Here is a 12,781-nt window from a genome sequence, read left to right on the forward strand (position 1 = left end):
TGCATGGTCAGCCTCCTAGGATTTACTCGGTGATACTGCGTTGAAACGGTCTCGGAATGCTCATTTACAACCAGTAAACTCCGCTTCCTCAACCGTTTTCACCTTGCCTGACCTTCGTCTCAAAGCTTTTCATACAGAGCCTAATACGCCAACGATGAAAAATCAGAAATTCATATGAAATAACGGGTGTCTTTATGAAAAGCGAACGTCAAGAACTTGAAAAAGAGTTTTACGAAATCCAGTCAAAGTGTGATGTATTTCTTAACTCACTCTTAAAAATTTCCAAAGAAGAAGTAGCACGAAAAATCATAAGCAAAGGGGCGTTATTTAATTTGAGGCCGTTTGAAATCCAGAGAGCCGGTTTTAAGCTAGGAAAAGAACTAAAAAACCTCCCAAAAACCATTAAAAATACCCACGTTTACTACTTCGATAAAAGCGACAGAGTAGTGATGATAGATATTTACGGACAGTCTGAATCAATTATTAACAGAGACTTCTATTTCTATGACAAAGAAAGCATAAAAAGCATATATATAAACAGCACAAAAACAATAAGAAATATAACCATTAGCTCTATAGTCAATGGAAAGGTTTTGCGAGATGCTAATTTCGGAAAGTATGGCAGCAGCACTTCTGATTACCTATATGATGGCGAAAGGCTGAGCTCGATATTGGTTATGCAAAAACAGCATGACCAAGAGCTTTGTTCAACATATCAAGTACTGTTCTATTATTTGGATGGTATAGTAAGCAAAATTATTAATGAATTCCCTAATGGCTATCAGGAGATCCGCTACCCATAGGAGGGCTAAGTCACGACAAAAGCCACAAATAAAATCTCATCCAGAACTAATTACGATTTCTTGAGCCCTTTGGATAAAAACACTGGCTAAGATGCAAAACCAGACTTACTTAATATAATTACTTTGATACCTCTTATAGCTATAACAAAGTTTGTTCTTTCAAAGAAAGACCTAAAAATATCTTGTTTTTTACTTGGGCAAGAAAAAAGAGAAGAATAGAGTGTAATCGACAATTTTTATCTTTGATTTTTCCTGACTTTTTGTCTTTTGCTACATCAGCGATGAGCACAGCTGCTGTGAGCTATGCATTTATGAGACGAATATCGATCAACCGTACGACCGCGAAACCCGTCACAGCGAAAGCATCGGCTTCGACTGAGGAATGCCATTGAACCGGCGGCGTGCTTGATCCACACTCGCGCTCCTGAGTCCTACAGCAAACTCAGAAAGTCCTGTCTCGCCAGGGCCTTGTTCCGTTCTGGAGTGCATGCCTATAGTTCCGAGTCGTCCTGATGACGAACGGGTTTGGCGACCCTATGACCGTGTGCGAGAACCCTGGGCTTGCTTTGCAGGGTTTTTCGCATCCGTAAAGCTGCCTTATGGCGGCTGTACGCGGGAGACCTTCGGGTCTGCCGGCTCCCCGGTCCCGGTTCGCCAACCTGCGTACAGCTGCCACCCTCCGTTTGGCGACGATCAAGTGGCGCTCTCAACCGACCGAGGCGTTATTTATGAACATGTCCCGTCCTGAATAAGGTTGACACCTTCTGACCTTATTCAAGGAGAGGGTGATGAGCACTGAGATCAAGCGCACGCAGAGTGATTACACGCTGGCTTTTAAACTGGCCGTGGTGGATCAGGTCGAAAAAGGCGAGTTGAGTTATAAAGAGGCTCAACAGCGCTACGGTATCCAAGGTCGATCAACTGTTCTGGTCTGGTTGCGCAAGCATGGCCTCCAGGACTGGAGCCAAGGCGCTTCAATTCGCTCTTCGAGGACCATTTCCGTGAATGAGCCCGCCCTGCCGTTAACCCCGGAACAACGTATCAAGGAGCTGGAAGCGCAGCTCGCGCTGTCGAATCAGAAAGCCCAGTTCCTTGAGGCGGTAGTCAATGTTCTAAAGAACGATTACGGGATCAGCGTCGTAAAAAAGCGTCCCGGCAAGTCCTCACGCAAAAGCAAATCCAGGACCTGAGTATCAGTAGGGCTTGCCAGTTCATGGGGATTAGCCGACAGGCCTACTACAAGCGCAACCAAGCTCAGGACGCGCGCTTGACCCTCGACCAGAGAGTGATGGATTTCGTCCAATACAAGCGCTTGCACCAGCCCCGCTTGGGCACCCGCAAGCTGCACCATCTGCTGCATTGCCAGCCCCTGCTTGAACTTCAAGTAGGCCGTGATCGGCTGTTTGCAATCTTGCGCGAACATCGCCTGCTGGTGGCTCGCAAGCGTGCTTACCATAAGACTACCGACAGTCATCATCGCTTCCGGCGCCATCCAAACCTGCTTAAATCCGGCCCTGATCAAGTGGTGCCAAATGGTCCGGAGCAGGTCTGGGTGGCCGACATCACCTATCTACCCACTCGCGAAGGTGTGGCGTATCTGAGTCTTGTGACCGACGCTTACTCGCGCAAGATTGTGGGTTATCACGTCCATGAAAACTTACGGACCGAGTCGGTAATACGAGCGCTGCGCAGTGCCGTGAAGCAGCGTCAAACCGAATTACCGTTGGTGCATCACTCGGATCGGGGTAGCCAATACTGTTCTGCGCTTTATCAGGCGCTGCATGCCAAACACGGAATCCGTTGTTCGATGACGGACGGTTATGACTGCTACCAGAATGCTTTGGCGGAGCGGGTGAATGGGATCTTGAAGACAGAGTTTCTGTTTCATCGACCAGAGAACTTGGCGCATGCAAGGAAGATGGTGAGTGAGTCGGTATCAATTTATAACGCTGAGCGACCCCATCTAGCGCTCAAATACAAAACGCCCGATGCGGTGCATCGGGCGTTTTGAGTGAAACAAGTGTCAACCTATTTCAGGACTAGACAACAGATACATGCCGATCACCGGCCACGATTGCACCATCCCTTCCCTGCTGATCGATACCCAGGCCCCTGCCGATGTACTGTACGAAGCAGCCGCCTACCGCATCCGCGCTGTCACTCAACTGCTGGAAAACTTCGCCGCCCGCCCCGACATCCCAGGCGATGCCGTGGTGCTGCAAGAGCTGGCCCTAGTCTGTGCCATTCCGCTGCGCGATGGCTGTGATGTGCTGGATGTGTTAGGACGTCATTTGCAGGCGCAGGCCGTGAGCTGAATGCTGCCTGTAGCGAGGGAGCAAGCTCCCTCGCTACAACCGCTACAGCAACCTGCTCGACAGCACCGATCCTCTGGGTCACGTCACCCAGTTCTTCAACACCGATGCCCTGAAGTGCACCACGCGCCTGACCCGCAAAGCCGATGGCGAAGTGCTGCGCGTTGACCATCCAGATGGCAGCCACGACCAGTACCGTTACAACGCCCTTGGCCAGTTGCTCAGCCACACCAATGCCGATGGCCACACCACCAGCCTGGCGCGCACGCCCCGGGGCCTGCCCAGCCAACGCAAGGACGCCCGTGGCCAGCAGGTTCACTATCAATACGACAAAGCCCAGCGCCTGATCGCTCTGCTGAATGAAAACAAGGCCGCCTACCGCTTCAGCTACGACGCCAGCGATCGCCTGCAGGAAGAAGTGCGCATCGATGGCCTACGCCGCCGCTTCAGCTATAGCCTCAACGGCCAACTGAGCCAACTGGAAGAAATCGCCACCGGCCCGAGCCTGCTCCAGGTCACTCGCGTGCAACAGTTCGAGCACGACGCCGCGGGGCGCCTGCTCAGCCGGGTCACCAGCGACGCTCGCCTGGATTATCACTACGACGATGCCGATCGCCTGATTGCCGTCGAGCGCCTGCCGGGAAAACTGGGCGAAGCCCTGGGCATCCGCCCCGATCGCCTGGCCTTCAGCTACGACGCCGCCGACCAACTGCTGAGCGAAAGCAGCAACACCGGCAATATTGCCTACCACTATGACGCCCTGGGCAATCTCACCGGCTTGACCCTGCCCGACGCTCGCCAGCTCAATCAGCTCTATTACGGCAGCGGCCACCTGCACCAGATCAACCTCGACGGCCACTTGATCAGCGACTTCGAGCGCGACGCCCTGCACCGCGAAACCCTGCGCACCCAAGGCACCCTCACCAGTCGCTACGGCTACGACAGCCAGGGGCGCAAGCTCTGGCAAGCCGCGATCCACCTGCCCCACGAACAACTGAGCCAACTGCAGGAAAAGACCGACAGCCTGCTCGGCCTCCCGCAACATCCCGCCACCGCCCTGCACCGCCGCTATCACTACAGCCCGGGCGGTGAAGTACAGCGGATCGTCGACAAACAGCGCGGTATCACCGACTTCCATTACGACGCCAATGGCCAACTACGCAGCCGCCAACCAAACCACCCACAACTGCACACCGAAGACTTCTCCTACGACCCGGCCGGCAACCTTTGCGGCAGCGGCAGTTGGCAATTCGACAAGATCCAGAACAACCGCCTCATAGCCTTCAAGGACCTGCGTTTTACCTACGACGACTGGGGCAACCTCAGCGAAAAGAGCAGCGCCAATGGCGCAATGCAACGCTTCACCTACGATTGCGAAAACCGCCTGATCCACGCCCAGACCTGGCACGGCGCAACCCTGCACAGCGAAGCGCGTTACCACTACGACGCCCTCGGGCGCCGCATTGGCAAGCAGGTCACCCAAAGCGGCCAGACCCAAGAAACGACCTTCCTCTGGCAAGGCCTGCGCCTGCTGCAAGAGCAACAACCGCAGCGCCACAGCACCTACGTCTACGAGACCGACAGCTACGCGCCCCTGGCGCGCATCGATACAGACCCCACACTGCCCGAGCAGCCGGGCCAGACCTACTACTTCCACACCGACCAGATCGGCACCCCACAGGAAATGACCGACGCCCAAGGACATGTCGTGTGGCGCGCGTACTACAAAGCCTGGGGCGGATTGGAAGCGATATCACCGAATACGGTGGAACAGAATCTACGCTTTCAGGGGCAATATCACGACCGGGAAAGCGGGCTGTACTACAACACCTTCAGGTACTACGATCCGGCGGTGGGGCGGTTTACCACCCAGGACCCGATTGGGTTGGCGGGTGGGGACAACCTATATCGGTATGCGCCGAATGCGTTGGGGTGGGTTGATCCGTGGGGATTAAGTTGTTCCCCTAAAGTTGCTAAACCAGGCAAGGTTGTTAATGATCTTAACGGGTTTACTGGTAAAGATTTCCACGTTGGAAATCAGACGCTTAAATTAGACAAGAAAGGGATGAAACATATATTGGAACGTCACCACCCTGAATATTGGGATGGTTCAATAAAAGCCAAGCAAAGTTTCTTATCAGGCAAAATGTCAATAGATGATGTTTCTAAGGCTATTGGTGATGTAATGAAGCAAAATAGAAGTGCCTTATCAAACAAAGGTGGTTTAGGGCAATACCAAATAACAGGCACGTCCAATGGTGTTGAATATGTAGTTGGATTAAAAAATGGAAGAATAGGACAATTTTACCCAAAATGAAAAACATAGTAATAGAGACATATATAAAGCAAGATAATAAGTATATAAGCATCTTTGATTTTGATGGCAATATAGCTGATCCGGATTATATCGAAGGTGCGTTAGTACTTTCAATAAATGGAGTTAGTCTTATTGATCTGTCGATGTATGACTATATTGATGAGCTCTGGTGTTATTTATCAGAAGGGCTGTCATTAATACATGAGGGAAAAAATTTTAGCTGTTTCTTTCCTGATCAGCCAATAGAAGTCAAGTTTATTTGTTTAAATCGAGAGGTTAGAGTTATCGTTAATTGCCATGAAGAAGTCAAGATTGATGTGGACAAGGATTATTTTTTGATATCGATGAGTAATCACGCTCGGGCCTTCTTTAATCGCTTAATGGAGATAGAACCATCATCAAAAGAGTCGAGCATGCGTATTATTAGTTGCTTGAATGAGATCAAGTTATAATTTTATTCCTATGTATATTTAGGGAGGCGCTGAGTTATTCAGTTTTAGCCCCGAGGGCGCGCTGCAAGCCTTGATTTATAAGGGCGGCGTTCGCCGAACTGGGAGTTAATCAGCGGTTCATTAGTAGAGTGACACGTCAGGTTAATTTTTGTGCAGCATGGCTCTTCAAAAAAATCACGTTCTGAAACGTATATGAGAGTTTGCCTTCTAACATTTAATCGTTCCGCACTCGCTACTACAGCCTTATGATGAGTGTAAATATAAATGAGCGCGGCCGTGAAAACTGAGTGCAGACTCTTTTCTGAGAACGAGACGTTACATTAAGATTTCACGACCGCTCTTTTACATTTCGGAAAACAATGCTCTTGCACTGACGATGTGGTGTCCATATAGTTACGCCCGTCGCTGCCAATTCAGCGACCGGACTTGGCCGTCCGACCCTCCATGCGCATCAAGCGCCACCATCCGAAAGCGGGCGCTTTTTTCGCGCTCGCACATTCGTATTATGGCGACTGTGCGTGGGACACCTTCGGGTGTGCCGGGGTCATGGAGCTCGGTCGGCCAACCCGCGTACAGTTGCCACCCTATTTTCGTTTGGCCGCGAAAAGTGGCAGCTCATTAACCCTCTCCATGGAGCGTCACCGTTATGGATTACCACGCTTTCACCTCCTCCAACACCACCGACCACCCCGTCGCCTTTATCAACCCTCAAGCAACTCTGCTTGATCTACTGAACTACGCCGGCCTGCACATCCGCGCTGCCCGCGACATGTTGGACAGCGTCTCCAGCATGACCAGCCGCAACGCCGACAATCTCGACCTGACGCGCTTCTCCAGCGTGGCAACCTTGTTGTTGCAGGACGGATGCGACGTATTGCGGGTGGCGGAACAACAGGCCATGGATTTACCAGAACCTTAACCCTCCAAGTCCAGGTTCGCGTGCCGGTACTCGTCATCGGGCATCTAGACCAGGCCCTGGTTGTTCTGCTGTGAAGCCTGCCGGTAACGGCAGGCGTCAAACACACAACGATAATGCTAGCCGTTCGGTCAAGGTCTTTATCATTGGCGGCCGGCAAGCTCCTTGCCCTACGCTTTGAAATTCGCGGCCGGTGCGATAACCGGTGAATTGGTCAGTTGCTATGCCGTCGACCCGACTATCAGTCGTGTGGCCGGTGCCCTGTTCGGCAATTCGGTGAATGCCATCAGCGGGCGCAAACTGCTCTACTACGGCAGCGGCCATTTGCCCCACGTACAACTGAGCCAACTGCAGGAAAAGACCGACAGCCTGCTCGGCCTCCCGCAACATCCCGCCACCGCCCTGCACCGCCGCTATCACTACAGCCCGGGCGGTGAAGTACAGCGGATCGTCGACAAACAGCGCGGTATCACCGACTTCCATTACGACGCCAATGGCCAACTACGCAGCCGCCAACCAAACCACCCACAACTGCACACCGAAGACTTCTCCTACGACCCGGCCGGCAACCTTTGCGGCAGCGGCAGTTGGCAATTCGACAAGATCCAGAACAACCGCCTCATAGCCTTCAAGGACCTGCGTTTTACCTACGACGACTGGGGCAACCTCAGCGAAAAGAGCAGCGCCAATGGCGCAATGCAACGCTTCACCTACGATTGCGAAAACCGCCTGATCCACGCCCAGACCTGGCACGGCGCAACCCTGCACAGCGAAGCGCGTTACCACTACGACGCCCTCGGGCGCCGCATCGCTAAAGCAGTCATGCAAAGCGGCCAGACCCAAGAAACGACCTTCCTCTGGCAAGGCCTGCGCCTGCTGCAAGAACAACAACCCCAGCGCCACAGCACCTACGTCTACGAGACCGACAGTTACGTACCATTGGCCCGAATCGACACTGATCCCGGACTGCCAGAGCGAGAAGCCAGGCTCTACTACTTCCACACCGACCAGATCGGCACCCCACAGGAAATGAGCGACGCCCAAGGGCACGTGGTGTGGCGCGCGTACTACAAAGCCTGGGGCGGATTGGAGGCGTTATCACCGAATACGGTGGAGCAGAATCTGCGCTTTCAGGGGCAGTATCACGACCGGGAAAGCGGGCTGTACTACAACACCTTCAGGTACTACGATCCGGCGGTGGGACGGTTTACCACGCAAGACCCAATCGGGTTGGCGGGTGGGGACAACCTATATCGGTATGCGCCGAATGCGTTGGGGTGGGTTGATCCGTGGGGTTGGGAGTGCTGGAGCACTGCAAGGAAAAATTTCTGGAAAAACGAGATTAAAGTAAACGCATCAAATTACTCTGCTGCAAACGCACAAAGAATGGCTAAGGGGAGTGCACCTCGCATACAGGTTGAGGTACTGAAGAATGGTCGGCGTATCATTAAAGACGTTTCGATGGAGTTGCATCATACCAATATTCCTCAACGGGTCGGAGGGGCTGGAGTCCACAACTCTAGCAACCTTACCGCATTAACCCCATGGGCACACGAAGCCATTGATCCATTTAGAAAAACTGGCAAAACTCTAATCAAGATAATAAAGGACACAAGTACATGGTAAATGAATCCGAAGAGATTCGAGCTTTTCTAGAGTCTGAAAAATACATTTATCTGACAAAAAAAAATAATAAAAATCACAGAAAAAAACTTTGTGACGACCTGTATGACGCCGAACTTGAATTCGGAAGCAACTGCCTAAAAAGCTCAGAATTAAGCCTGCTCGATATTGATAAACTTCTTGAAAACGACGCGGACACTCTAGAAAAATTCTGCATAAAACTTATAAGAGCCGAAGATACATTTGCCGTTGACCAAGAGTTCAACCTTCTTGATGAAAACGAAAAAGAAAAAGAAAACGAAGTATATGTTGGGCACAGCCAAACTTTTTTGCTCACATTCGCAATTTTGTTCTTGTTGCTGAGGGATAGACGGGATCACCTGCCAACTTACTTAAAAAAAACAAGACAACCAAATGCTAAAAAATATCAGCATGCTCTTGAGGTGGCATACGAGTCCATCACATGATCTCTAATCATTAACGCACTTGGATTTGATACGGACAGTTAAATAATTCGATAGATAGTAAATAATACCCAAAAATGAAGTCGATTATATTTAGTGAAAAGATAGACTATAATATGCTACATTAAATCCGCTACAGAACTTAAAAAATTTAAGAGCATGAAGATACCATGACCGCATTAGACCCAAAAAGTACTGCACTATCTGGTGTATCGCATAAAGAACACATAAGGCATTAAATAATGAAGAGGGTTTATTAAAATCTCCCATAAACCAACTAACAAAAAGCAAGAAATTGGAGCAGAAAGGGTTTGATCCCAGCGCATTTGTAAAGTCGCATTGGTATTTAAAAGGCTTTTTCTTAATTAACCTTGTGGATTAATAGTAGCTAAACGAGGTGCAAAGGAATTTAAGCAATATTTAAAATCCTCCCGTATTCCTGACTGGAAGAAATATTCAAAAAAAATTTAAGCTTTGTGCCTTGGGAGATTTTTATACTACAAGAACCGCCTGATCCATGCCCAGACCTAGCATATCGCAACCCTGTACAGCGAGGCCCGCTACAACAACGACGCGCTAAGGCACGGGATCGGTAAACAGGTCACGCAAGATGACCAGACCCAAAACACTACCTTTCCCTGCGCCTGCTGCAAGAACAACAACCGCAGCGCCACAGCACCTATGTTTATGAGCCGGACAGCGCACCATTAGCCCGAATCGACACTGATCCGACGCTGCCCGGAAAGCCTGGCCAGATCTACTACTTCCACACCGACCAGATCGGCACGCCACAGGAAATGACCGACGCCCAAGGGCACGTGGTGTGGCGCGCGTACTACAAAGCCTGGGGCGGATTGGAGGCGTTATCACCGAATACGGTGGAGCAGAATTCGCGCTTTCAGGGGCAGTATCACGACCGGGAAAGCGGGCTGTACTACAACACCTTCAGGTACTACGATCCGGCGGTGGGGCGGTTTACCACCCTGGACCCGATTGGGTAGGCGGGTGAGGAGAACCTGTACCGGAATGAGAGCCAGTTCCCTTGCACCCACTCCAAATCAGAACTCCACGCGCACGTCGCCCTTGGGCACGCTGCAACAGGACAGGATGTAGCCTTCGGCTTCGTCTTCCTCGGTGATCCCGCCGTTGTGTTCCATCTCCACTTCTCCTCCCAGCTTGAGCACCTTGCAAGTACCACAGATACCCATGCCGCAAGCCTTGGGGATCATCAGCCCAAGTTTGGCCGCCGCTGCGTGCACGGTTTCGCCCGGGGCCACGCGGATGCTCTTGCCGGAAGCGGTGAACTCCACTTGATGCAGGTCGGCGACGTCGATCTCCGGGGCCTCGGCGGCCTGTTCGGCATGCTCCACGGCGTCGGCACGGGCCTCGGCGGGGGTCGCACCGAAGGATTCTTCGTGGTAGCGCGCCATGTCGAAACCGGCAGCTTCCAGCAGGCGCTTGACCGCATTCATGTAGGGCGTGGGGCCACAGCAGAACACTTCCCGCTCCAGGAAGTCAGGGGCCATCAGTTCGAGCATCTTGTGGTTCAGGTAGCCGCGATAACCGGCCCAGGGTTCGCCCAGGCCGTGTTTTTCACAGATCAAGTGCAGGCTGAAGTTATCGATCCGCGAGGCCATGTGCTCCAGCTCGCGGTGATAAATGATGTCTTTGGGTGAACGGGCGCTGTGGATAAACACCATGTCGACGTTGGCATTGGTGTCGTAGAACCAGCGGGCCATGGACATCACCGGGGTAATACCGACACCACCACTGAGGTAAAGGACTTTCGGGCTGGGGAAGTCGATGGCATTGAACAACCCCACCGGCCCGTGCACCGCCAGTTCCTGCCCTTCTTGCAGGGTGTCGTGCAGCCAGTTGGAAACCTTGCCCCCGGGCACCCGCTTGATGGTCACCGAAAAGCTGTAGGGCACCGACGGCGAACTGGAAATGGTGTAGGAGCGCATCACCGGCTGGCCTTCGATTTCCAGCTCCAGGGTGACGAACTGCCCGGGTTTGAAGAAGAACAGGATCGGCAGATCGGCCATAAAGCAAAAGGTCCGCACGTCCCAGGTTTCCTGGATGACTTTGACGCAACGGACGATGTGACGGCCATTGGCCCAGGTCTGGGTGGTTACCGGGTTGAGGAAGGTGTTGGACATGCTGTTCTCCACGGCCGACTGTCGGCGTCTTGTCAGCGATTTTGCGTAAGGCGACTGACGCCCATTTACCTAACTGCGACATTCACATGCTTATCGCGACCAGGCCCCAATTACCGGGGCCCACGCGTCGGGAACAGATTGGGCCATGTCGCCCATGGATAAGGTTCAAGGCGTCTGCGGACCCACACTCGCCTCCACCACAACAGCTGTTTTTTCGTGACTTGCGTAGCACACACCGTAGCCACTTTTCGTCGGCCGCACAGAACGGCCATGAGGACCTGAACGATGGACGTCACCGCAACCCTGAGCTTGGGCGATCCACTGGAACCCGCACGCAAGGCCACTGCACAAATGCTGCAGGAGCGCGAGCGGACTTTCTCCCTGCCGCAGCCCTTCTACTGCGACGACAGGCTGTTCGATATCGACATGCAGGAGATCTTCCACAAGGAATGGCTGATCGCCGGCATGACGTGCGAGATCCCCACCAAGGGCAACTACATCACCTTGCAGATCGGCAAAAACCCGATCATCGTCATCCGCGGCGCCGACGGTGTGGTCCACGCCTTCCACAACGTCTGCCGCCACCGCGGCTCGCGGCTGTGCACCAGCGACAAGGGCAAGGTGGCCAAGCTGGTCTGCCACTACCACCAGTGGACCTACGAACTGGACGGGCGCCTGCTGTTCGCCGGCACCGAGATGGGCGCCGACTTCGACATGAAGCAATACGGCCTGAAACCGGTGAACGTGAAAACCGCCGGCGGCTACATCTTCATTTCCCTGGCCGAGAATCCGCCGGCCATCGACGATTTCCTGGCGACCCTGGCCCATTACATGGAGCCCTACGACATGGAGAACACTAAGGTGGCGGTGCAGACCACCTTGCACGAAAAGGCCAACTGGAAGCTGGTACTGGAGAACAACCGCGAGTGCTACCACTGCGTTGGCTCACACCCCGAGTTGTTGAAAACCCTGCTGGAATGGGACGACGTCACCGACCCCCGCGCCGACCAGGCGTTCAAGGACCATGTGGCCGCTTCCGCCGCCGCCTGGGAAGCCGAAAAGATCCCTTACGCCCACGCCAGCTTCGGCCTGCGCAATCGCATCGTACGCATGCCCCTGCTCAAGGGCACCGTGTCCATGACCCTGGACGGCAAGCAAGGCTGCGCCAAGCTGATGGGACGGATCAAGAACCCGGACCTGGGCTCGATGCGCATCCTGCACCTGCCGCACTCATGGAACCACTGCATGGGCGATCACATCATCGTGTTCACCGTGTGGCCCATCAGCGCTCAGGAAACCATCGTCACCACCAAGTGGATCGTGCACAAAGACGCGGTGGAAGGCGTGGATTACGATGTGGCGCGCATGCGCCAGGTATGGGATGCGACCAACGATCAGGATCGGCGCCTGGCGGAAGAAAACCAGCGCGGCATCAACTCCACCGCCTACCAGCCCGGTCCGTACTCCAAGACCTATGAGTTTGGCGTGGTCAACTTCGTCGACTGGTACAGCGAACGTATGCTGAGCAACCTCGGCGCCGAGCCGGCGCCGTATCTCAAGGGCGTGCCGGTTAACGGCTAAAACCGCAAGCTCGGCAGCGGCTACACCCCCTGTAGCCGCTGCCGCAGGCTGCGAACGAGTTGGGCGGCATTCCGATGTAGTGCGTGCAAGGATCGATCGTGCAGGCGACAGAGGTTTGTCTGGCGATTGCCAAGCAAGGTCCTGCGGACCTTTG

General features: G+C 53.2%; 10 protein-coding genes. 9 read left to right on the forward strand and 1 reads right to left on the reverse strand.

Features of this window, described 5'->3' with window-relative positions:
- Nucleotides 1-194: 194 nt before the first annotated feature.
- The 8 genes from PLD_RS02140 to PLD_RS30550 all read left to right on the forward strand — a co-directional run bounded on the left by PLD_RS02140 (nt 195) and on the right by PLD_RS30550 (nt 9,888).
- A complete protein-coding gene (locus tag PLD_RS02140; protein WP_159889363.1) occupies nt 195-803 on the forward strand; it encodes a hypothetical protein in 609 nt (202 codons plus the stop codon).
- A 788-nt stretch (nt 804-1,591) separates the two neighbouring features.
- Nucleotides 1,592-2,814, forward strand: a protein-coding gene (locus PLD_RS02145) for an IS3 family transposase (protein WP_159889365.1) whose coding sequence is annotated in 2 segments (ribosomal slippage) — nt 1,592-1,955 and nt 1,955-2,814 — 1,224 coding nt in all. Because the reading frame shifts where the segments join, the coding sequence is not laid out codon by codon here.
- 43 nt (nt 2,815-2,857) lie between these two features.
- A complete protein-coding gene (locus PLD_RS02150) occupies nt 2,858-3,118 on the forward strand; it encodes a hypothetical protein (RefSeq protein WP_178116101.1) in 261 nt (86 codons plus the stop codon).
- A gap of 151 nt (nt 3,119-3,269) precedes the next feature.
- On the forward strand, nt 3,270-5,432 hold the full coding sequence (locus tag PLD_RS02155) for an RHS repeat-associated core domain-containing protein (RefSeq protein ID WP_159889367.1): 2,163 nt from the start codon (nt 3,270-3,272) through the stop codon (nt 5,430-5,432).
- Nucleotides 5,433-6,530: 1,098 nt separating this feature from the next.
- The gene (locus PLD_RS02160; protein ID WP_159889370.1) at nt 6,531-6,803 is read left to right on the forward strand and encodes a hypothetical protein; all 273 of its coding nucleotides are present in this window, start codon (nt 6,531-6,533) and stop codon (nt 6,801-6,803) included.
- A gap of 162 nt (nt 6,804-6,965) precedes the next feature.
- Nucleotides 6,966-8,426, forward strand: a complete 1,461-nt coding sequence (locus tag PLD_RS30545; protein ID WP_159889372.1) for an RHS repeat domain-containing protein — start codon at nt 6,966-6,968, stop codon at nt 8,424-8,426.
- Nucleotides 8,420-8,890 (forward strand): hypothetical protein, encoded by a 471-nt coding sequence (locus PLD_RS02170; RefSeq protein ID WP_159889374.1) that lies wholly within the window; start codon nt 8,420-8,422, stop codon nt 8,888-8,890. Before PLD_RS30545 ends, PLD_RS02170 begins: the two co-directional genes overlap by 7 nt.
- 752 nt (nt 8,891-9,642) lie before the next feature.
- Entirely contained in the window at nt 9,643-9,888 is a 246-nt protein-coding gene (locus PLD_RS30550) for an RHS repeat-associated core domain-containing protein (protein WP_371928895.1), read from the forward strand.
- Nucleotides 9,889-9,945: 57 nt separating this feature from the next.
- On the opposite strand, the gene gbcB is transcribed toward PLD_RS30550, so the two are convergent.
- On the reverse strand, nt 9,946-11,046 hold the full coding sequence (gene gbcB, locus PLD_RS02180; protein WP_159889376.1) for a glycine-betaine demethylase subunit GbcB: 1,101 nt from the start codon (nt 11,044-11,046) through the stop codon (nt 9,946-9,948).
- 285 nt (nt 11,047-11,331) lie between these two features.
- Between gbcB and gbcA the strand changes: the two genes are divergently transcribed.
- Complete coding sequence (gene gbcA, locus PLD_RS02185; RefSeq protein WP_159889378.1) at nt 11,332-12,627, forward strand: glycine-betaine demethylase subunit GbcA; 1,296 nt, start codon at nt 11,332-11,334, stop codon at nt 12,625-12,627.
- Nucleotides 12,628-12,781 lie beyond the last annotated feature (154 nt).

It is taken from the genome of Pseudomonas sp. LD120, assembly GCF_009861525.1.
Taxonomy (GTDB): Bacteria; Pseudomonadota; Gammaproteobacteria; order Pseudomonadales; family Pseudomonadaceae; genus Aquipseudomonas.

What these genes read in the sequence shown, in the direction of transcription:
- PLD_RS02140 (WP_159889363.1), top strand. Translation starts at nt 195, where the DNA reads ATGAAAAGCGAACGTCAAGAACTTGAAAAAGAGTTTTACGAAATCCAG.
- PLD_RS02150 (WP_178116101.1), top strand. Translation starts at nt 2,858, where the DNA reads ATGCCGATCACCGGCCACGATTGCACCATCCCTTCCCTGCTGATCGAT.
- PLD_RS02160 (WP_159889370.1), top strand. Translation starts at nt 6,531, where the DNA reads ATGGATTACCACGCTTTCACCTCCTCCAACACCACCGACCACCCCGTC.
- PLD_RS02170 (WP_159889374.1), top strand. Translation starts at nt 8,420, where the DNA reads ATGGTAAATGAATCCGAAGAGATTCGAGCTTTTCTAGAGTCTGAAAAA.
- gbcB (WP_159889376.1), bottom strand. Translation starts at nt 11,046, where the DNA reads ATGTCCAACACCTTCCTCAACCCGGTAACCACCCAGACCTGGGCCAAT.
- gbcA (WP_159889378.1), top strand. Translation starts at nt 11,332, where the DNA reads ATGGACGTCACCGCAACCCTGAGCTTGGGCGATCCACTGGAACCCGCA.